Genomic DNA, 19,192 nt, shown 5'->3' on the forward strand with positions numbered 1-19,192 from the left:
AATCGCCGGGCGGGCCGTCTTCTCCGCAGAGAGCCGGTGCGCCGGGATCGCGGCGCCGGGTGGCCGTCAGGCTGAGGTGATGGATGCCCGTGGCCCGATCTCGACGGCGCTCCTCGACGGTCTCGCCGTGCTGCTGCCCGTGGAGTGCGCCGGGTGCGGCGCGCCCGACCGAGGGGTGTGCGACGACTGTCGGGCGGCGCTCCAGCCGCCCGAGCCGGCCGGCCATCACCTGGTGACGCCGCCCGCTGCCCGGGCCTCAGCAGACGGGCGCGGTCTTCCCCTGTGGTTCGCGGTCGACTACGCCGGGGTGCCCAAGACGGCGCTGCACGCGCTGAAAGAGAGCGGTCGCGTCGATGCCGCCAGGCCGCTCGGGCGACTCCTCGGGGTCGCCGTGACGCAGGCGGTCGCCGCCCTCGGACCCGGCCTGCCGTCCGGCGCGATGCTCGAGACCCTCGTCGTCCCCTCGTCGCGCAGCGCCTTCCGGCTGCGCGGATACAACCCCGTCGAGTCGCTCCTGCGATGGGCAGGGCCGCAGCCTCGCCGGGCCACCGGACTCCGCTACGTGCGTGCTCTCCGCGACCAGGCATCCCTCGGCGTCGAGGAGCGGTGGGCCAATCTCCGGGGCTCGGTCGAGGCGGTTCGACAGAGGCTCTCCGGGCGTCACCTGCTGCTCGTCGACGATGTGGTCACGACGGGAGCGACCCTGCTCGAATGCCGTCGCGCGGCCGAGGCCGGGGGAGCGATCGTGTGGGGTTCGGCAGCTCTCGCCCATACAGCAAAAGTCAAGAGAACAAACAGTGAATTACACGGTGACTTAGTCAGCCGGCAGGTCTACGGTGGGGGAAAAGGCGCGGAATCCAATCGCCCTCGACTCGGGCGCCGCGTCTTGGACTAGGAGAGATCGCCTTGGAAATCAACATCACCGGACGAAACCTAGGAATCACCGATCGGTTTCGGGATTACGCGACAGAGAAGGCCGAGAAGGTCGAGCATCTTGCCGACAAGGCCCTCGCACTCGAGGTCAAACTCTGCCGACACAACTCGGCCACGGCGTCGCCGGGCGACGACCGGGTCGAACTCACACTGATCGGTCCTGGCCCCATCGTGCGGGCGGAGAGCGCGGCGAGCGACAAGTACGCGGCGTTCGATCTCGCCCTCGCGAAACTCCTGGAGCGCGTGCGTCGTGCCAAGGATAGGAAGAAGGTGCATCGGGGCAAGCATCGCCCGGTCTCCCTGCGTGAGGCCTCCACGGGTGGCTTCGCGGTCATCGACATCACGCCGGCCGATGTCGAGATCCTGAACAGCGTCGACAGCAGCGGAGCCGTCAAGCCGCGGGCCGAAGAACCCGACCAGCCGAGCTACTCCGAAGACGACGACTACACCGAGTACACGCCCGTCGTCATTCGCGAGAAGGTGTTCCCCGCCGCGCCGATGACGGTCGATGACGCCCTCTACTACATGGAGCTCGTGGGCCACGACTTCTACCTCTTCATCGACGCCGACAGCCTGCGCCCCAGCGTGGTCTACCGTCGCAAGGGCTGGGAGTACGGCGTGATCGGGCTCGACGATCAGGCGACGGATGCCGATGGCACGGTCGCCGCGGCCGCTGCGGCCGGAGCGTCGTCACGATAGACGCGCGAACGCAGCCCGCGTGACGAAGGCCCGGCCCTGCACAGGGTCGGGCCTTCGCGGTGTTCGGCCGGGGTTCAGGCGCAGTTCCGGTGACGCACAGGCAAGGCAGGCTAGAATTGCTGGGATTGTCGGCCAAATGCGCCGCGATATCAGCAGTAGGAGACTCTCTGTGGCTTCAGTTCTTGAAAAAGTTCTCCGTGTCGGTGAAGGCCGTATTCTTCGCAGACTCGAGAGCTACGCGAAGGCGATAAACGCCCTCGAAGACGGGTTCAAAGACCTCACTGACGAGGAATTGAAAGAAGAGACGCCTGCCCTGCGCAAGCGGTATGAAGACGGCGAGAGCCTCGACCACCTGCTGCCGGAGGCCTTCGCGGCCGTCCGAGAGGCTGCCCGCCGCACGCTCGGCCTGCGCCACTTCGACGTTCAGCTCATGGGTGGTGCGGCGCTGCACCTCGGCAACATCGCCGAGATGAAGACCGGTGAGGGCAAGACCCTCGTCGCCACGCTGCCGGCCTACCTCAACGCGCTCACCAGCAAGGGTGTGCACGTGGTCACGGTCAACGACTACCTCGCGAGCTACCAGTCGGAGCTGATGGGCCGCGTCTTCCGCGCCCTGGGCATGACCACGGGCGTCATCCTGTCGGGCCAGACGCCGGCCGAGCGCCGCGTTCAGTACGAGGCCGACATCACCTACGGCACGAACAACGAGTTCGGCTTCGACTACCTGCGCGACAACATGGCGTGGCAGGCAAGCGACATGGTGCAGCGCGGCCACAACTTCGCCGTGGTCGACGAGGTCGACTCGATCCTCATCGACGAGGCTCGCACCCCGCTCATCATCTCCGGCCCCGCCTCTGGCGAGGCCAACCGCTGGTTCACTGAGTTCGCCGGCATCTCGACCCGGCTCGTCATCGACGAAGACTACGAGGTCGACGAGAAGAAGCGCACCGTCGGAATCCTCGAGCCCGGCATCGAGAAGGTCGAGGACTACCTCGGCATCGACAACCTCTACGAGTCGGCGAACACGCCGCTCATCTCGTTCCTGAACAACGCCATCAAGGCCCGCGCGCTCTTCAAGAAAGACAAGGACTACGTCGTTCTCAACGGCGAGGTTCTCATCGTCGACGAGCACACCGGCCGCATCCTCGCCGGCCGCCGCTACAACGAGGGCATCCACCAGGCGATCGAAGCGAAAGAGGGCGTGGCCGTCAAGGCCGAGAACCAGACGCTCGCCACCGTCACGCTGCAGAACTACTTCCGTCTCTACGACAAGCTGTCGGGCATGACGGGTACCGCCGAGACCGAGGCGGCTGAGTTCATGTCGACCTACAAGCTCGGCGTGGTCGCCATCCCCACGAACCGCAAGATGCAGCGCATCGACCAGTCCGACCTCGTCTACAAGAACGAGCAGGCCAAGTTCGATCAGGTCGTCGAAGACATCGCCCTGCGCCACGAGAAGGGCCAGCCCGTTCTCGTGGGAACCACGAGCGTCGAGAAGAGCGAATACCTCTCCCGCCTGCTCGCCAAGAAGGGCATCCGGCACGAGGTCCTGAACGCCAAGAACCACGCGCGTGAGGCGGCGATCGTCGCTCAGGCGGGTCGTCTCGGCTCGGTCACCGTCGCCACCAACATGGCCGGTCGTGGAACAGACGTGATGCTCGGCGGAAACGCCGAGTTCCTCGCCGTCGCCGAGATGAACTCGCGCGGTCTCAGCCCCGTCGACACCCCTGACGAATACGAGGCCGAGTGGGATTCGGTGTTCGCGAAGGTCAAGTCCGATGTTCAAGAAGAGGCTGACAAGGTCGTCGAGGCCGGCGGCCTCTACGTTCTCGGAACCGAGCGGCACGAATCGCGCCGCATCGACAACCAGCTGCGCGGTCGCTCCGGCCGACAGGGAGACCCGGGCGAGAGCCGCTTCTACCTGTCGCTCACCGACGACCTGATGCGCCTCTTCAACGCCGGCGCCGCCGAGAGCCTCATGGGCCGCAGCAACGTTCCCGACGACCTCGCGATCGAGTCGAAGGTCGTCTCGCGGGCCATCCGCAGCGCGCAGTCGCAGGTCGAGGGCCGCAACGCCGAGATCCGCAAGAACGTTCTGAAGTACGACGACGTTCTGAACCGCCAGCGCGAGGCCATCTACTCCGACCGCCGCCACATCCTCGAGGGCGAAGACCTCCAGGAGCGTGCGCAGAAGTTCCTGGTCGACGTCGTCGACGACGTCATCGACACCCACGCCGGTTCCGGCACGGGCGACGACTGGGACTTCGACGCCCTGTGGACCGAGCTCAAGACGCTGTACCCCGTGTCGATCACGATCGACGAGGTCGTCTCCGAGGCCGGCGGAAGCAAGGGTCGCATCGACCGCGCCTTCGTGCGCCGCGAGATCCTCTCCGACGCGCAGCTCGCCTACAAGAACCGCGAGGAGACCCTCGGCGAGACCGCCATGCGCGAGCTCGAGCGCCGGGTCGTGCTCTCGGTCATCGACCGCCGCTGGCGCGATCACCTCTACGAGATGGACTACCTGAAAGACGGAATCGGCCTGCGCGCCATGGCGCAGCGCGATCCGCTGGTCGAGTACCAGCGCGAGGGCTTCGCCCTGTTCCAGTCGATGATGGGTCAGATCCGCGAAGAGACCGTCGGCTTCCTCTTCAACCTCGACGTGCAGGTCAACACTCCTGCAGGCGAGGTCGACGCGCCCGTGGTTCAGGCCAAGGGCCTCGAAGACTCGACGGCCACCGAGAAGCTCAGCTACTCGGCTCCGAGCGACTCGGGCGGAGTCGAGGTGCGCAACCAGAAGGGCCAGATCGAGCAGGCCGCCACGGCTCGCGCGAAGAAGGCCGAAGAGGAGTCCGCTCCTGTCGCGTCCGCGTTCTCCCGTGGAGCGTCTGCTCCGGCGGCCGCCCCGGCGGCATCCGGTCAGCAGGGCGCGAAGCGGCCCGCCGCGGGCCCGCAGGCCAAGCGCCCGGCCAACGCCCCGGCTGCCAACAACCGCGCCGACCGCCGCAAGCAGGGCAAGAAGAAGTAGCAACTGGCGTTCCCTGAGCCTGTCGCCGTTCCCTGAGCCTGTCGAAGGGCAGCCCCTCGACAGGCCCCTTCGACAAGCTCAGGGAACGACCCGTCAGAGAACGTTGATGGCGCTCGCGCGCCAGCGCTTGTCGAGCCCCTCCAGGCGAATGGCCACGGCCCTGGTGCGCGCTTTGCCGTGCACGATCACGACGCCCTCCACCACGCCGTCTGCCGGCTCGCAGGTGATCGTGTTGCCGATACGGAATGAGGGACGTCCGACGGGGGTGCCCCGCGCCTGACGTGCCCGCGCAGCCAGCACGACCCTCTTCAGAAGATGACGGTAGACGTCGTCGGCGACCCATCGTGAGAGCTGGTCGAGGTCGCGTGCGCCGGCCAGCACCTCGAGCACGCAGCGAGCGAGATTCTCCATGAGCGGCACCGGGTTCGGCAGCGACGAGGTCGAGGTGGGCTGCGCATCGAAGTACTCGGGATGCGGGCGCTCGGGCGGCTCGGAGGTCGCCGCGTCGGGGGCGAGGGGAGGAACGGCGCGCAGGGTGGCTGCGTGCTGTGGGTCGAAGTAGGGGGTCGTCGAGCGTGCGGTGCGGGGACTCTGCATGGTGTCTTCTCTGGCGAAACGGTCGAATGAGACGTCGAAAGCTGCGTGAGCAGGGCGCTGGGGCGTGCGCGAGCGCGCTCCAGTGACTTCGGTGCACCGAGCGCCTGTTCTTGTCCCCATCCAGGCGAGCGATGCACTGTCAGTGGTTGGCAGTGATGAGCATGTCCCCTGCATGGGGGATCTTCGGACACTCAAGCAGCTTTGGAGTCACAGTGTCTACAAGCCTTTCTGCCCTGTGGACAGATTCCACCCGGGCTCGCGATCACCCGTTACCGTTCCTGCTATGCGATGGGACAACCTGTTCTCCGACCTCGAGAGCCAGCTCGAGTACGGTCTTCACGCCGAGGAGAACGATCTTCACGACGAGGAGGAGCGGCTGCGGCTCGGCCGGCTCTCGTTGAGAGACCGCCTGCTCCAGCTGGCGAGCGTCTCGGAGCGAGGGGCGAACTACTCGATCTCGTTCGTTCTGCTGGGCGGTGGCACCCTGTCGGCCATCGTGAAGACGATCGGAAAGGACTGGTTCGCGGCCGACCTCGACCCGAGCGCGTCGGGCGGCACGCGACGGCAGCGGCAGTGCATCGTTCCTCTCACCGCAGTGCAGGGGCTGTCGCTCACGAAGCGCCAGATACGCCACTCGCTCGAGCCTCGCCCGTCGCACGAGGGCGCCGGAGCGATCACCGACAGGCTCGGGCTCGCCTTTCTTCTCCGAGACCTGTGCCGCAGGCGCACTGCGATCGAGGTGGTTCTGGCCACCGAGTCGGTGTTCGGCACCATCGACCGGGTCGGTCGCGATCATTTCGACATCGCCGTGCACGACGCCACATCGTCGCGTCGCGAGGTCGAGGTCGTGGGCTACCGCCTCATCGCCTTCGACTGTGTCGTGCTCTTCAGGGTGTGATTCTCAGCGCCTGATGATTCTGCCATCGGACAGCTCGGGCAGCGGTGCGGCGTCGGACTGCTGCCACAGGCTGAGGCGGCGGCTCTCCTCGTACATCGCGTCGATGTACGACTCCAGAACGAGCCGCTCGATGCGCCAGTGCCCGGCGGCTCCCACCTTTATGGCCGGCAGCTCGCCCGAACGAACCAGGGCGTAGACCTGTCTCGCCGAGACGTTCAGCACCTCTGCCGTGTCGGCAAGGGTGAGGAAACGACCGAGGCGATCGGGCGAAGCGGGATCGTTCATTCCTCAATTATGAAACCGGCGCGGTGCATCCTGCGGCCCTGTGGATAACTTTCACACGGTGCCGCGAACCTTGGCACCATGTGCGTATGGACCGCTCCGCTCCCCGCCTCCGAACGCATCGAAGGTTCTTCGTCGACCCTCGGTTTCTGATCGGAGTCACGCTCGTCGTGGTCGCCGCTGTCGGTGTCACCTGGCTCGTCGCGACCGTCGACGAGACGACCGACGTCTACGTGGCGTCGTCAACGATCACGACGGGTGAACGACTCACCGCCGACGATCTGGCCGTCGCGCACGTGCGGCTCGGCTCGGCGGCCGACCGCTATCTCAGGCCAGACGACATTCCGGCGGAGGGCGCCGTCGTCGTGCGAGCCATCGGGCGGGGCGAACTGGTGCCGAGCGCGTCGGTGGGCGCCGCCCGCTCCGTCGACGAGGCCCAGGTGGTCGTCACCGTGTCCGGTCCGGTTCCGTCGGTCGTCGACACGTCCTCCCGGGTCACCCTCTGGTCGGCGGCCGCCTCCGACTCCGGGTCGGTGTTCGAGGCGCCCGTGGTCCTTGTCGCACAGGCCGAAGTCGTGTCGGTCGTCGAATCCGCCGGGCTCGTCGCATCCGGCACCGATGTGCAGGTCGAATTGCGTGTTCCGCGCGAGTCCGTCGCATCCGTTCTCGAGGCCATGGCGAACGGTGCCGCGCTGGCCATCGTGCCCGACGGCGAGCCGCTCGTCGAGAAGTGAGCCCGGTGCTGACACTTCTGACCTGCCTCGACGACACGGCGCGTGACCGGCTGATCCAGCAGATCTCCTTCGCTGGACACGACATCGTCGCGCGGCTCGACACCGCGCACGATCTGGTGTCCGCCATCCGCGGCCGCACCCCCGACGGCATCGTCGTGTCCGCCACGAGGCGGCACCTCACGCTCGACGTGCTCGCGGAGGCCGACGACGCGGGCATCCGCATGGTCGCGGTCGCGGCCGACGATGCCGAGCGGCGTTACGCGCTGTCTCTGGGGCTCTTCGAGGTGGTCGATGCACGCGCATCGTGGAACGACATCGAGGTCCTGCTGCGCGGCGGAGCAGCCGTGCCTCGCGGCTCCGCGCCCGAGGGTGAGGCGGGCACGGTGATCGCGGTGTGGGGCCCTGCGGGTGCCCCGGGCCGCACGACCGTGGCCATCCAGCTCGCCGCCGAACTCGCGTCCAGGGGCAGAACCGTGGCCCTGGTCGACGCAGACACCTATGGCGGAGCGATCGCGCCGAGCCTGGGCATGCTCGACGAGTCTCCGTCGTTCGCAGCGGCCTGTCGACTGGCCTCGCGAGACAGCCTCACCCTGGCCGAATTGGAGCGAATCGCGTCGCGCTACACCTCGCCGCGTTCGTCGTTCTGGATCCTCAGCGGAATCGGAAGAGCATCGCGGTGGCCCGAACTCGGAGCCGATCGTGTGACGACCGTGCTGAGCACCTGCCGCCAATGGGTCGACTACGTCGTAGTCGACACCGGGTTCAACCTCGAGACAGATGAAGAGATCTCGAGCGACATGTTCGCCCCGAGGCGCAATGCCGCGACGCTCGCTGCGCTTCGTCAGGCCGACAGGGTGGTGGCCGTCGGCTCGGCCGACCCGATCGGACTGTCGCGGTTTCTGCGTGCCCACGTCGACCTCCTCGAGCAGGTCGAGACGGCCGAGATCTCCGTCGTGATCAATCGCCTGCGCGCGAGCTCGGTCGGCAGCAATGCGCAGCATCAGGTGCAGCAGACCCTGGGGCGCTTCGGCGGACTCGACGACGCCGTGTTCCTGCCGCTCGACACGGCGGGTGTCGATGCGGCCGTGCTGGCGGGTAAGACCGTTCTCGATGCCGCCCCTCGTTCACCGGTTCGCGCCGCCATCGCGCAGCTCGTCGATCGCAGCATCGTCGCGCCGTCGCCGCATGGCACATCGAGACGGGAGGCGCGACAGGCTGCGCGGCAGGGCCAGAGGGGTGGGCCGCTGCAGATGCTCCGCGCGCGTCGCCTAGGCTAGGCAGGTGTCGACGCTCAGTGATCTCGTACTTGCCCAAGGCCGCTCCTCCGAAGCCGATGTCGAGTGGCTGCATCTGCTGGTGAGCGACTGGCAGCTGCTCGCCGACCTCGCTTTCGCCGACATCGTCCTGTGGGTTCCCACGGCCGACGACTCGTTCCTGGCCGTCGCGCACGCCCGGCCTTCGAGTTCGGCCACCCTGTTCTACCGCGACTTCGTGGGGCAGAAGATCAAGCCGGAGTGGAACACCCAGGTCACCGAAGCGTTCCGCAACTCGGTCATCGTCGACACGGCCGCGCCCGACTGGTACGAGGAGACGCCCACGCGGGTGCGCGCCGTTCCCGTGCTGCGCCGACTCGCGCCGAACGACCGCCAGACCACCGACCACCCGATCGCGGTGATCACCCGCCACACGAACCTCAGCGAGACGCGCACCCCCAGCCGTCAGGAACTCACCTTCAACGAGTGCGCCAACGACCTGTTCGCCATGATCGGCACTGGCGATTTCCCCGACCTGGGCGCGCCGACCGGTCCTCGACGAGGCGCCCCCCGCGCATCCGACGGTCTCATCAGGCTCGACGCCGACGGCATCGTCACCTTCGCCAGCCCCAACGGCCTGTCCGCATTCAACCGCATGGGCTTCCCCGAAGAACTCGAAGGCCAGTCCCTGGCCGAGGTCACGACCGCCCTGCTCGGCGGACGGCTCGAGGTCGACGAATCCCTGCCCTTGGTCGTCACCGGCCGTGCCCCGTGGCGCACCGACATCGAGGCGAAGGGCGTCACGGTGTCGCTGCGCGCGATTCCGCTGCGCCTGCAAGGCACGCGCTTCGGCGCCATCGTTCTCTGCCGCGACGTGACCGAGCTCAGGCACACCGAGCGCGAGCTCATCACGAAAGACGCGACGATCCGCGAGATCCACCACCGGGTCAAGAACAACCTGCAGACCGTCGCCTCGCTGCTGCGCATCCAGGCGCGGCGCACGCACTCCGAAGACGCCAAAGACGCTCTGACGCAGGCCATGCGCCGCGTCGCCGCGATCGCGGTCGTGCACGACACCCTCTCGGAGGGGCTCAACCAGCGCGTCGACTTCGACGAGGTCTTCGACCGCGTGCTGCTGCTCGTGGCCGAGGTCGCCTCGGCCCACAACACCACGGTGCACCCGAAGTCGAGCGGAAGCTTCGGCATCCTGCCGAGCGAGTACGCCACGCCGCTCGCCCTCGCACTCACCGAACTCGTGACGAACGCGGTCGAGCACGGGCTGGCCGGCCAGGAGGGCCAGGTCGAGATCGTCGCCACGCGGTCGGAGGAGAACCTGACCGTCGAGGTGCGCGACAACGGCACCGGACTGCCCGAGGGCAAAGTGGGCTCAGGTCTGGGAACCCAGATCGTGCGCACCTTGATTCAGGGTGAGCTCGGCGGAACGATCGACTGGCACACCATGGTGGGGTCGGGCACGGTCGTCACGATCGAGATCCCGTTCCGCTGGCTCACGAAGCCATAGAGCTGATCCGGCGCATCCGGTTGCCCTGATGCGCTGAGTGGCTCGTATGCACTGACTCGCCCGCGCAAACGAACGAGCCGCGAATTCTCTGTGCCGGTCGCGGGTAAGGACGACTCGCACGAGAATCCGCGGCTCGCGGATGCGGTGCTGTTTAGGAGGCGCGGCGCGCGCGTGCTGCGCGACGCTTGAGGGCGCGGCGCTCGTCTTCGCTGAGGCCACCCCACACGCCCGAGTCCTGGCCGGTCTCGAGGGCGTACTGCAGGCAGATCTCGGTGACCGTGCATCGTGCACAGACGGTCTTGGCCTTGTCGATCTGGTCGACGGCCGGGCCGGTGTTGCCTACGGGGAAGAACAGCTCGGGGTCTGCGGTGAGGCAGGCTGCTTTGTCGCGCCAATCCATGGAGGTGCTCCTTTTAGTGCGGAAGCTTCGGCTGCCCTACGGGTGTAGAAAAAGGGCTCGGCCTAAGATTCGGGTGAGGGTCAATGGCACAGGGACTGCTGCAGAAAGAAATCTGCATCCACCCACGTCACTGTGAGCAACATTGACCTCAAATATGGTCGCATACTGGTAATTGCAAATCAAGACTTTTCTAGGGGTAACGGCTGTGAGTGAACCGCTGAATTCGAAGCCAAATTCGGGTGAACAGGCACCGGATCCGTCGTCGCGACGACCGATTCTGTTGCTCGCGCTCTCAGTGGTCCTCGCGGCCGAGGCCCTACTCGCGACCGGTGTGACGGTGTGGCTCATCGTCGAGCTGCTCACGGCGACGCCCGATTCCTTCGCCTCGGCGGTCGTGATTCTGCTCCTTGCCGCAGGCCTCGCGTGCGCGCTCTGGGCCATGGTCGTCGGTCTGCTCCGCCGGCAGGCCTGGGTGCGCGGTGCGGCGCTGACGTGGCAGCTTCTGCAGATCGCCGTGGCGATCGGATGCTTCCAGGGCGTCTTCGCCGTGCCGTCGCTCGGGTGGGCGCTCCTGATCCCGGCCGCCATCGCCATCCTGCTGCTCATGAGCCCGCCCGTCGTCGCTGCCACTCGCCGCGTCTCCTAGGCGGGCCCGCTTCGACAGGCGGATCAGGTTCGCAGGATCGACGTCATCTTCTTGCCCCGGCCGACCTCGTCGACCAGCTTGTCCATGTAACGGATCTTCTGCATCAGCGGATCATCGATCTCCTCGACCCGGATGCCGCAGATGACGCCCGTGATGAGCGACGCGTTCGGGTTCAAGGCCGGCGCATCGTCGAAGAACTGCTCGAACGTGACCTCATCGGAGATGGCCTTGTCGAGCTGCTCCTGGCTGTAGCCCGTGAGCCAGCGGATGACCAGGTCGACGTCGGATCTTTGCTGTCCCTTGCGCTCGGCCTTCGCCACGTAGTGCGGGTAGACGCTCGCGAAGCTCGTTGTGAAGATGCGGTGTTGCATGGGGCGGCCCCTTCCGGGTCAGCTGTCGATGCCGAGCTTCTTGCGCAGGGAGGCCACGTGGCCGGTGGCCTTGACGTTGTAGAGGGCGAGGGTGATGACGCCGTTCTCGTCGAGCACGAAGGTCGATCGGATGACTCCCGTGACCGTCTTGCCGTACAGCGACTTCTCGCCCCATGTGCCATATGCCTCGTGCACGGCCTTGTCGGGGTCGGAGAGGAGCGGGAACGTGAGGTTCTGGCCTTCCTTGAAGGCGGCCAGTTTTGCGGGCTTGTCGCGCGACACACCGAGCACCTGGTAGCCGGCGGCCGCGAGCGAGTTGAGGTTGTCGCGGAAGTCGCACGCCTGAGTGGTGCAGCCGGGGGTGTCGGCTTCGGGGTAGAAGTAGACGATGGTCTTCTGCCCACGGAAGTCGATGAGCGACACCTCCACGCCGTCCTGGTCGAGGAGCGTGAACTCCGGTGCGGGTGTTCCCGCGGACAGTCGCGAAACGGTGTCGGTCATGGTTCTCCTCTGGTCCAACGAGCGTCGCACGACGCTCTCATCTCATGGTAGTGTTTTCCCTCGGCGCTGCAGTTTCGCGCCAAGGCACCTCTAGCTCAATTGGCAGAGCAACTGACTCTTAATCAGTGGGTTCCGGGTTCAAGTCCCGGGGGGTGCACCGCAAGCCCGGAGTTCTCACGAACTCCGGGCTTTTTCGATTCCGGCGAACGTGCTGCGCGAAGAAGCCCGGGGTCGAATCGACCCCGGGCTTCTCTGTTGCTCGGCTAAGCAGACCGGGCGTCAGTCCCAGTTCACCACCGGGTTGTCGGACGCCATGTCGACCGAGGGGGTTCCGAGGGCCGGGGCGAAGTAGATCGAGCAGCGCCCGGTCGCTCCGTCCTTCGTGCAGTCGGCCTCGACCGACGGCGAGCCGATGTACTCGCCCTCGACCAGCGTGGGGTTGTCGTAGCTCGGCGTCGCCTCGAGGGAGTCGAGGGTGGCGTTCGCGTCGGCACTGAGGCTGCGCGTGATGGTGCCGTCGGCGAGCTGCGTGCCGTCGCTGATGGTCGCGGGCAGATCGATTCCACAGCCGGCTGCCAACGTGGTCGATGCGATGCAGGCGTCGACCGCTGCCCTCACCAGACCGCGGAACTGCTGCAGAGCCTCTTCGGTCAGGGCGGGCTTGATCTGCGACGTGTCGGCTGATTCATACGGCTCGGTGATCGTCACCGTGGTGGGGCCGGAGAGCGTGAAGTTCTTCAGCGAGGTGGCCAGCTCATACGTGCCGGGGAAGACCTCCACCGATTCGGCGTCGACCTCCTGGCCGTTGATCGTGAGTCCGAGGCCGTCGAAGGGCTCCGTGTAGATCGAGCCCGTGCCCCCGCTGATCTCCCACTTTCCGTCGTCGTCGTAGTCGGACGTGCTGAAGGTGGTGGTGATGGGCTCGCCGTTCAGCAGGTACGTCGCCGTGACATCGGCCGAACCGCTCTCGCCCTTGGTCTCGGGAACGTCGATCTCGGTGATCGGCCCCAGCTCGGCCGACGCGGCGAGGGCCTCGTCGGTGAGAAGCGTCGAGTCGCTCGGAGGCGAACTGAGGTAACCGAGCGCGGTCTTGGCATCGCCGTCGGCGATGGCCGTGAGGTAGTCGGTCACGGCGTCTGAGGGCGATGACGCCTGGGCCTTGGGCTCTTCGCCACCACCGCCACCTCCGCCGCCGGCCATTCCGCCGATGCGCGAAATGCCGAAGACGACGCCGACCACAAGAATCACGACAACGAGAATCGCTCCGCCGATGATGCCGATCAGCGCGCCCGTGCCGAGCTTGCGCTTGGGTCCCTTCGGCGCCGCGTAGCCTGCGGTGGGCTGAGCGCCGTACTGCGGTGCTCCATACTGCGGCGCACCGTTCTGGGGAGCGCCATTCTGAGGTGCTCCGTTCTGCGGAGTTCCGTACTGGGGCGCGCCGGGGGCCTGAGGCTGCGCCGAGGGCGGCACGTACTGCCCGCCCGCGTACGGCGGCTGCTGCGGTGCCTGAGGCGCGGACGGGGCCTGCGGGGGCGCGGACGGCGCATGCGGAGGCGCAACCGGCGCGGACGGCGCCTGCGGCACATCCGGCGCCTTCGGCGTCTCGGGAGCGGGCGGCACCTGCTTCGCGTCCGGCGCGTCGGGGGCGTCGGGCGCATCCGGCTGCGCCGGGGCACCGGGGAATGCGGGGAGCGGGGGAGTGCCCTGCTTGTCTTCGGCCCTGTCGTCGTTGTCGCTCATGGGTTCCTTCGTCGTTACGGAATGGGCTGTGCGTTCGGGCACACGGGGAGCGTCGCGAAATCGAACCATCGATCACACGACATGCTCATCACCCCCCAGTCTGGTGCCAGACGAAGTCGATTGCAGCCCTCAGCGCGGCGAGCCCCTCGGGTCGGTCGAGATCGAACTGGTATTCGTGCGGCAGCGGGGGAGTGAGATCGGCGGGCCAGAACAGCCGCGTCACCTCGACTCCCAGCGACTCCAGCCGATCGGCGAACGGCTTCGCCTGGCCGTCTGTCAGGGGGTCGCCATTGCCCCCGCTGATGAACGTCGGAGGAAACGCCGCGGTCGCCCGGTGCATCATCGACATCTGCGCGAGCGAGGGCGACGAGGCGAAGCGCGGACCGCCCACGTAGGCGTGCAGGGCGGTTCGGTTGCCCCATCCGACGATGCCCGTCGCGGTCAGCAGACCCTCCATGTGGTAGATGCCGCAGTGCAGGATCACGCCGCGCAGCTGGTGGGCCGCAAGACCGGGCCGGATGCCGAGCTCGGCCGCGTAGGAGGGGTCGGTGATGGCGGTGGCCAGCTGGCTCGAGAGCTGCGCGCCCGCCGAGTCGCCGGCGAGAACGATGCGGTCGGGGTCGATGTGCAGCTCATCGGCGTGCGCGACGAGGTAGGCGTGGGCGTCGTTCAGCTGGTGCACGGCGGTGGGATAGCGGCTCGCCGGACCCCGGGAGTAGTCCACGCTGACCACGGTGAAGCCTGCCGCGGCGAGCAGCTCGAAGTAGGGCGCAGCGTTCGCGCGCCCGCCCGAGATCCATGCGCCGCCGTGCGTCCAGACCACGGTCGGCAGGCCGGCCGACGCGCCCGACGGGTGGTAGACATCCAGAAGCGCGTGCTCGTCGTGCGGCCGATACCGGATGCCGGTGGCCCGGTCGACGCCGCCCGGTGCGTGGGCCTGAAGGGCCTTTAAGACCCGCGCCCCGTCTTTCTCGAAGACGTATCGCACGACGAGCGCCGACGGCCAGGGGCTCAATTTCCACGCGGAGATCGCGGCCGCCGTGACGGCGCCGATGACGACGGCAGCGGTGCCGAAGCGGGCGCGTGTGCGTCGATGGGTCATTGCAGGGCTCCCGTGATCGTGTCGGTGATGATGTCGCGCATGTCGGAGTCGTCGATCGAGGAGTCGCCGTCGCCCGCCTGCGGCCCGTAGTCGCCGAAGGCCGCGTGGTTGGCTCCCTCGATCTCGACGAAGGTCGTGTCTGCGGGCAGGGTCTTCGCGTTGGCGGCGATCTTGTCGGGCGTGCTGAGCCCGTCGTCGCTTCCCGACAGCGAGACGACGGTCAGGTCTGAGCCGGAGAGGTCGTTGGCGCAGTACGACCCGAAGAGAACGAGCCCCTTCACCTCGGGCGCCTCCGCGTACATGCACGCCTTCACCCCGCCGAGGGAGTGCCCGCCCACGAACCAGTCGGAGACGTCGGGCGCGAGTGAGGTGAAGGCCGACAGAGGCCGCGTCTCGAACAGCCCGAAATTGAGGAACGGGCGCACGATGACGACCGCGTATCCGGCCTCGACGAGCCCGGACAGCTTGTAGGCGTAGGCGACGGGCTCGATCTTGGCGCCCGCGATGAACACGAGGCCCTGGCCGTTCGGGTCGGAGGCGGGCGTGAGCACCACGGAGTCGCGCGCGTAGTCGATGACGACGGCCGGGTCGTCGGCGACCTCGGCGAGAGGCTCGCGCTCGGCGGCGGATGTGACGTTGGCGTAGACGAGAAAGCCGCTCGCGCCCACGACGATCACGGCCACGAGAAGCGCGGCGGCGGTGCGCAGCAGAGAGCGACGACGAGAACTCATGGGGTCGATTCTCCCTGATCGTGCGACGCTGGGTGAATGGATCTCGAGGTGGTGGATGGGCTCACCATCCCGGCGGCGGAGCTCGACTGGCGATTCTCCCGCTCGTCGGGCCCGGGCGGCCAGCACGTCAACACCTCCGACAGTCGGGTGCAGCTGTCGTGGAGCGTCGCCGACTCCGCCGTGCTCAGCGAGACGCAGCGGGAGCAGTTGCTGAGCAGACTCGGTCGCCGACTGACCGCCGGGCGCATCACCGTCACGGTCTCGGCACAGCGCTCCCAGCTGCGCAATCGCGAGACCGCCCTCGAGAATCTCGGCGAGCTCGTGCGCGACGCGCTGGCGCCTCCTGCGCCGCTCCGGCGAGCGACGAAGCCGACCCGTGGCTCGGCGAGGCGCCACCTGGCCGGCAAGAAGCGACGGTCGGAGACCAAGCAGCAGCGTCAACGGCCGACGGCCGAATAGACGAGCCGGGCGTCACACGCGTCAGTTCTCCTCCGTGGTCGGCGGGGAGTTGCGGTCGATCGCGTCTGCCGCGCGCACCAGCGCGAGGTGCGACAGAGCCTGGGGCGTGTTGCCCATCTGCCGACCCGCGGCCGGGTCGTACTCCTCGGAGAGCAGGCCCACGTCGTTGGTGAACGACACCAGTCTGTCCATGAGCGTGACCGCGTCGGCGAGGCGCCCCGAGCCCGCCCACTGCTCCGCGAGCCAGAACGAGCAGGCGAGAAACGGATGCTCGCCGGCCGGCAACCCGTCGACGTCGCTCTCGGTGCGATACCGCATCACGAGCCCGTCGTTCAGGAGGTCGCTCTCGATGGCCTTCACCGTGCCGAGCATGCGCGCATCCGTCGGGGTGCAGAAGCCGGTCTGCGGAAGCAGAAGCAGCGATGCGTCGACCTCGGTGCTGCCGTAGTACTGGGTGTAGGTGCCGCGCTCGGCGTCCCACCCGTTCTGTTCGATCTCGGCGCGCACCTCGTCGCGCAGTTTCTCCCAGCGGTCGGCCGGCCCGTCGAGCCCGAATTCGCGCACACCCCGCACGGCCCTGTCGAGGGCGACCCAGATCATGACGCGCGAGTGCGTGAAGTGCTGCAGCGCGCCGCGGATCTCCCAGATGCCGTTGTCGGGCCTGGTCCAGTTGTCTTCGACGAAACTCATCAGCGCCCTCTGCAGCGGCCAGCTGAACTCGGTCTCCTCGGCGCCGGCGAGGCGTGCCTCGTGCAGGGCCATCATGACCTCGCCGATCACGTCGGCCTGGTACTGCAGCGCGGCCCCGTTGCCGATGCGCACCGGCGAAGCGCCCTGGTAGCCGGGCAGGCTCGTGATCTCGCGCTCGGGCAGCTCGCGTTCGCCGGCCAGGCCGTACATGATCTGGATGTCTGCGGGATCGCCCGCGATGGCGCGCAGCAGCCAGTCGCGCCAGTTCACGGCCTCCTCGTCGAAGCCGTGCGAGAGCAGAACCTGCAGGGTGAGCGACGCGTCGCGCAGCCACACGTAGCGGTAGTCCCAGTTGCGAACCCCGCCCTGCGATTCGGGGAGCGACGTCGTTGCCGCCGCGACGATGCCGCCCGTGTCCTCGTGACTGAGGGCGCGCAGCACGAGAAGCGACCGGATGACCTCCGGCCCGTACGGTCCGTCGTGCGTGAGCGACTTCGACCACTCGGCCCACCACGATTTCGTGGCGACGAGGCGTTCGTCGAAGTCGAGCTGCTGCGGGGGCTCCCTGTGCGACGGGAACCAGGTGAGCGAGATGTCGACGTGGCTGCCCTCGCGCACCGCGAACACGCCGCGGTGCCGGGTGTCGGCGGCCGTGAGCCGCGGCCCTCGCCGCACCAGCGCATCCGGCCCGGCGATGGCCACGAGCATCGGATGGCCGTGGTCTCGGGACTGGCGCACCCAGGGAACGGCCGTCGCGTACCCGAAACGGATCACCAGCTCCTCGACCATCTCGACGTGGCCCGAGACGCCGCGCACCCGGCGCAGTACGTCGGCCCGTCGGTCGCCGTGCGGCATGAGGTCGATGACCTCGACCACGCCGGTCGGGGTGGTCCAGGTGGTGACCAGCACGAAGGTGTTTCCGTCGTAGACGCGTGTGCAGGTGGCCTCGGGCGACGACGGAGCAAGGAGCCAGCGGCCGTGCTCCTCGGTGCCGAGGAGGGCGCCGAACGTCGACGGCGAGTCGTAGCGGGGGAGACAGAGCCAGTCGATGCTGCCGTCGCGCCCCACGAGGGCCGCCGTGTGGCAGTCGCTGATCAGGGCGTAATCCTCGATGGCCAGGCTCATTACCCCATCTTCACACCTGAAGGCTGCGCTCGGCGCCCGGCACTACCCTGACTACCATGTCGAAGAAATTGTCATCGCTGATCATTCTCGGAGCCTCGGGCGACCTCACCTCCCGCCTGCTCCTTCCCGGCCTCGGCCAGCTGCTCGATGAGCAGAACGAGCGCCACCTGCAGTTGATCGGCGCGGGCAGCGCCGACTGGAGCGACGACGACTTCAGAAAGGTCGTCGACACGGCGTTCGCCACGGTGAACTGCACCGGCCCGTCGGGCGACCACACACGAACCACGGCCACCTACGTGAAGGCCGACGTCACGGACCCGGCCGTGCTGCAGAAGCTGATCGACTCGTGCGACGCCGCCCCAGCCATCTACTTCGCGCTGCCGCCCGCCGTGGCCGTCGCCGCCTGCACGGCGCTCGAGCAGGTCACCCGACCGGCCGGGCTCACGCTCGCCCTCGAGAAGCCGTTCGGCACCGACGTGGCGAGCGCAGAGGCGCTGAACGCGCAGCTGGCCAAGCTCGTCCCCGAGAACCAGATCCACCGCGTAGACCACTTCCTCGGCCGATCCACCGTCTTCAACCTGCTCGGGCTGCGCTTCGCGAACCGCATCTTCGAGCCCGTCTGGAACGCCGAGCACATCGAGAAGGTCGACATCGTCTACGACGAGCAGCTCGGGCTCGAGGGCCGGGCCGGCTACTACGACACCGCGGGCGCCCTCATCGACATGATCCAGAGCCACCTGCTTCAGGTGATGGCGGTGGTCGCGATGGAGCCGCCGTCGACGCTCGGCGCCGACGACCTGCGCGACGCGAAGGAGATCGTGCTGCGCGCCACGAGCCTGAAAGACGGCGATCCGGCAGCCTCGAGCCGACGCGCCCGCTACACCGCGGGAGACGTCGACGGCCGCGAGATGCCCGCGTACTCCAAGGAGCCCGGGGTCGTCGCCTCGCGCAAGACCGAGACGCTCGCCGAGGTCACCGTGCAGATCGACACGTGGCGCTGGGCGGGTGTGCCCTTCACCCTCCGCAGCGGCAAGGCGCTCTCCGAGCGTCGTCGCGAGATCGCGATCACGTTCAAGAAGGCCAATCGGGTGCCCACGGGGCTCACGGGAACCGAGCATCCGAACGTTCTGCGCATCTTCCTCGCCCCCGACCAGATGTCGCTCGAGCTCAACGTGAACGGCCCGGGCGACCCCTACGAGCTCGAGAAGACGCAGCTCGACGCCCTCTTCGGCGACGGCCAGCTGCTCGCCTACCGCGAGGTGCTCGCCGGCATTCTCGACGGAGACCCGTCGCTGTCGGTGCGCGGCGATTCGGCGGTGGAGGGCTGGCGCATCGTGGCCCCGGTGCTCGAGGCGTGGCGCGCCGACGAGGTGCCGCTCGACAGCTACAAGGCGGGCTCGGACGGTCCGTCGAAGTGGGCCCGCATCGGTTGACGCGGACCCTGCGCCGGTCGAGAAACGAGCGTATTGAGACCACCACCGCTG

Annotated in this window: 19 protein-coding genes and 1 tRNA gene; 11 read left to right on the forward strand and 9 right to left on the reverse strand. The window is 67.8% G+C overall.

The window, feature by feature from the left end; all coding sequences use genetic code 11:
* Positions 1-79 precede the first annotated feature (79 nt).
* From QCD70_RS03660 to secA, 3 genes are all read left to right on the forward strand, one after another.
* A complete protein-coding gene (locus tag QCD70_RS03660) occupies positions 80-895 on the forward strand; it encodes a ComF family protein (protein ID WP_301213826.1) in 816 nt (271 codons plus the stop codon).
* Between the two features lie 11 nt (positions 896-906).
* Positions 907-1,632, forward strand: a complete 726-nt coding sequence (hpf, locus tag QCD70_RS03665; RefSeq protein WP_301213827.1) for a ribosome hibernation-promoting factor, HPF/YfiA family — start codon at positions 907-909, stop codon at positions 1,630-1,632.
* A gap of 169 nt (positions 1,633-1,801) precedes the next feature.
* The gene (gene secA / locus QCD70_RS03670; protein WP_301213828.1) at positions 1,802-4,657 is read left to right on the forward strand and encodes a preprotein translocase subunit SecA; all 2,856 of its coding nucleotides are present in this window, start codon (positions 1,802-1,804) and stop codon (positions 4,655-4,657) included.
* Between the two features lie 93 nt (positions 4,658-4,750).
* Here secA and QCD70_RS03675 read toward each other — a convergent pair whose 3' ends face one another.
* Positions 4,751-5,254: an Rv3235 family protein gene (locus QCD70_RS03675; protein WP_301213829.1), complete on the reverse strand. Its 504-nt coding sequence runs from the start codon at positions 5,252-5,254 to the stop codon at positions 4,751-4,753.
* Positions 5,255-5,537: 283 nt separating this feature from the next.
* Here QCD70_RS03675 and QCD70_RS03680 point away from each other — a divergent pair, with 283 nt between their 5' ends.
* The gene (locus QCD70_RS03680) at positions 5,538-6,152 is read left to right on the forward strand and encodes a hypothetical protein (RefSeq protein WP_301213830.1); all 615 of its coding nucleotides are present in this window, start codon (positions 5,538-5,540) and stop codon (positions 6,150-6,152) included.
* Positions 6,153-6,155: 3 nt separating this feature from the next.
* Here the strand turns inward: QCD70_RS03680 and QCD70_RS03685 are convergent, their stop codons facing one another.
* Positions 6,156-6,437 (reverse strand): helix-turn-helix domain-containing protein, encoded by a 282-nt coding sequence (locus tag QCD70_RS03685; RefSeq protein WP_301213831.1) that lies wholly within the window; start codon positions 6,435-6,437, stop codon positions 6,156-6,158.
* A gap of 86 nt (positions 6,438-6,523) precedes the next feature.
* Here QCD70_RS03685 and QCD70_RS03690 point away from each other — a divergent pair, with 86 nt between their 5' ends.
* Genes QCD70_RS03690 through QCD70_RS03700 form a run of 3 tightly spaced genes read left to right on the forward strand, consistent with a single transcriptional unit; the run spans position 6,524 to position 9,943 of the window.
* A complete protein-coding gene (locus QCD70_RS03690; protein WP_301213832.1) occupies positions 6,524-7,168 on the forward strand; it encodes an SAF domain-containing protein in 645 nt (214 codons plus the stop codon).
* 5 nt (positions 7,169-7,173) lie between these two features.
* Positions 7,174-8,445: an AAA family ATPase gene (locus QCD70_RS03695; protein ID WP_301213833.1), complete on the forward strand. Its 1,272-nt coding sequence runs from the start codon at positions 7,174-7,176 to the stop codon at positions 8,443-8,445.
* Between the two features lie 4 nt (positions 8,446-8,449).
* Positions 8,450-9,943, forward strand: a complete 1,494-nt coding sequence (locus QCD70_RS03700) for a sensor histidine kinase (protein WP_055930996.1) — start codon at positions 8,450-8,452, stop codon at positions 9,941-9,943.
* A gap of 151 nt (positions 9,944-10,094) precedes the next feature.
* Here the strand turns inward: QCD70_RS03700 and QCD70_RS03705 are convergent, their stop codons facing one another.
* Positions 10,095-10,343, reverse strand: coding sequence for a WhiB family transcriptional regulator (locus QCD70_RS03705; RefSeq protein ID WP_044442296.1), 249 nt, complete (start codon positions 10,341-10,343; stop codon positions 10,095-10,097).
* Between the two features lie 280 nt (positions 10,344-10,623).
* On the opposite strand from QCD70_RS03705, the gene QCD70_RS03710 reads away from it, so the two are divergent.
* Positions 10,624-10,989, forward strand: a complete 366-nt coding sequence (locus QCD70_RS03710; protein ID WP_301213834.1) for a hypothetical protein — start codon at positions 10,624-10,626, stop codon at positions 10,987-10,989.
* A gap of 23 nt (positions 10,990-11,012) precedes the next feature.
* Here QCD70_RS03710 and QCD70_RS03715 read toward each other — a convergent pair whose 3' ends face one another.
* Both QCD70_RS03715 and bcp read right to left on the reverse strand, forming a co-directional pair.
* Positions 11,013-11,360 carry a DUF2200 domain-containing protein gene (locus QCD70_RS03715; protein WP_301213835.1) on the reverse strand — a complete coding sequence of 116 codons (348 nt, stop codon included), beginning with the start codon at positions 11,358-11,360 and terminating at the stop codon, positions 11,013-11,015.
* Between the two features lie 18 nt (positions 11,361-11,378).
* On the reverse strand, positions 11,379-11,861 hold the full coding sequence (gene bcp / locus QCD70_RS03720; protein ID WP_301213836.1) for a thioredoxin-dependent thiol peroxidase: 483 nt from the start codon (positions 11,859-11,861) through the stop codon (positions 11,379-11,381).
* An 84-nt stretch (positions 11,862-11,945) separates the two neighbouring features.
* Here bcp and QCD70_RS03725 point away from each other — a divergent pair.
* Positions 11,946-12,018 (forward strand) — tRNA-Lys (locus tag QCD70_RS03725).
* A 122-nt stretch (positions 12,019-12,140) separates the two neighbouring features.
* Here the strand turns inward: QCD70_RS03725 and QCD70_RS03730 are convergent.
* The 3 genes from QCD70_RS03730 to QCD70_RS03740 all read right to left on the reverse strand — a co-directional run bounded on the left by QCD70_RS03730 (position 12,141) and on the right by QCD70_RS03740 (position 15,434).
* A complete protein-coding gene (locus QCD70_RS03730) occupies positions 12,141-13,601 on the reverse strand; it encodes a hypothetical protein (RefSeq protein WP_301213837.1) in 1,461 nt (486 codons plus the stop codon).
* Positions 13,602-13,689: 88 nt separating this feature from the next.
* Positions 13,690-14,703: an alpha/beta hydrolase gene (locus QCD70_RS03735; protein ID WP_301213838.1), complete on the reverse strand. Its 1,014-nt coding sequence runs from the start codon at positions 14,701-14,703 to the stop codon at positions 13,690-13,692.
* On the reverse strand, positions 14,700-15,434 hold the full coding sequence (locus QCD70_RS03740; RefSeq protein WP_301213839.1) for an alpha/beta hydrolase: 735 nt from the start codon (positions 15,432-15,434) through the stop codon (positions 14,700-14,702). Before QCD70_RS03740 ends, QCD70_RS03735 begins: the two co-directional genes overlap by 4 nt.
* Positions 15,435-15,470: 36 nt before the next feature.
* Here QCD70_RS03740 and arfB point away from each other — a divergent pair, with 36 nt between their 5' ends.
* A complete protein-coding gene (gene arfB, locus QCD70_RS03745; protein ID WP_301213840.1) occupies positions 15,471-15,893 on the forward strand; it encodes an alternative ribosome rescue aminoacyl-tRNA hydrolase ArfB in 423 nt (140 codons plus the stop codon).
* Positions 15,894-15,914: 21 nt separating this feature from the next.
* Here arfB and QCD70_RS03750 read toward each other — a convergent pair whose 3' ends face one another.
* Positions 15,915-17,708: a glycoside hydrolase family 15 protein gene (locus QCD70_RS03750; RefSeq protein WP_301213841.1), complete on the reverse strand. Its 1,794-nt coding sequence runs from the start codon at positions 17,706-17,708 to the stop codon at positions 15,915-15,917.
* 56 nt (positions 17,709-17,764) lie between these two features.
* Here QCD70_RS03750 and QCD70_RS03755 point away from each other — a divergent pair, with 56 nt between their 5' ends.
* A complete protein-coding gene (locus tag QCD70_RS03755; RefSeq protein ID WP_301213842.1) occupies positions 17,765-19,141 on the forward strand; it encodes a glucose-6-phosphate dehydrogenase in 1,377 nt (458 codons plus the stop codon).
* Positions 19,142-19,192 lie beyond the last annotated feature (51 nt).

The sequence above is a fragment of the Agreia sp. PsM10 genome (assembly GCF_030433855.1).
Lineage (GTDB): Bacteria > Actinomycetota > Actinomycetes > Actinomycetales > Microbacteriaceae > Agreia.

Excerpts from the sequence above, each read along its gene's own strand:
- QCD70_RS03660 (WP_301213826.1), top strand. The coding sequence starts at position 80 with ATGGATGCCCGTGGCCCGATCTCGACGGCGCTCCTCGACGGTCTCGCC.
- QCD70_RS03675 (WP_301213829.1), bottom strand. The coding sequence starts at position 5,254 with ATGCAGAGTCCCCGCACCGCACGCTCGACGACCCCCTACTTCGACCCA.
- QCD70_RS03680 (WP_301213830.1), top strand. The coding sequence starts at position 5,538 with ATGCGATGGGACAACCTGTTCTCCGACCTCGAGAGCCAGCTCGAGTAC.
- QCD70_RS03685 (WP_301213831.1), bottom strand. The coding sequence starts at position 6,437 with ATGAACGATCCCGCTTCGCCCGATCGCCTCGGTCGTTTCCTCACCCTT.
- QCD70_RS03690 (WP_301213832.1), top strand. The coding sequence starts at position 6,524 with ATGGACCGCTCCGCTCCCCGCCTCCGAACGCATCGAAGGTTCTTCGTC.
- QCD70_RS03705 (WP_044442296.1), bottom strand. The coding sequence starts at position 10,343 with ATGGATTGGCGCGACAAAGCAGCCTGCCTCACCGCAGACCCCGAGCTG.
- QCD70_RS03715 (WP_301213835.1), bottom strand. The coding sequence starts at position 11,360 with ATGCAACACCGCATCTTCACAACGAGCTTCGCGAGCGTCTACCCGCAC.
- bcp (WP_301213836.1), bottom strand. The coding sequence starts at position 11,861 with ATGACCGACACCGTTTCGCGACTGTCCGCGGGAACACCCGCACCGGAG.
- QCD70_RS03730 (WP_301213837.1), bottom strand. The coding sequence starts at position 13,601 with ATGAGCGACAACGACGACAGGGCCGAAGACAAGCAGGGCACTCCCCCG.
- QCD70_RS03735 (WP_301213838.1), bottom strand. The coding sequence starts at position 14,703 with ATGACCCATCGACGCACACGCGCCCGCTTCGGCACCGCTGCCGTCGTC.
- QCD70_RS03740 (WP_301213839.1), bottom strand. The coding sequence starts at position 15,434 with ATGAGTTCTCGTCGTCGCTCTCTGCTGCGCACCGCCGCCGCGCTTCTC.
- arfB (WP_301213840.1), top strand. The coding sequence starts at position 15,471 with ATGGATCTCGAGGTGGTGGATGGGCTCACCATCCCGGCGGCGGAGCTC.
- QCD70_RS03750 (WP_301213841.1), bottom strand. The coding sequence starts at position 17,708 with ATGAGCCTGGCCATCGAGGATTACGCCCTGATCAGCGACTGCCACACG.
- QCD70_RS03755 (WP_301213842.1), top strand. The coding sequence starts at position 17,765 with ATGTCGAAGAAATTGTCATCGCTGATCATTCTCGGAGCCTCGGGCGAC.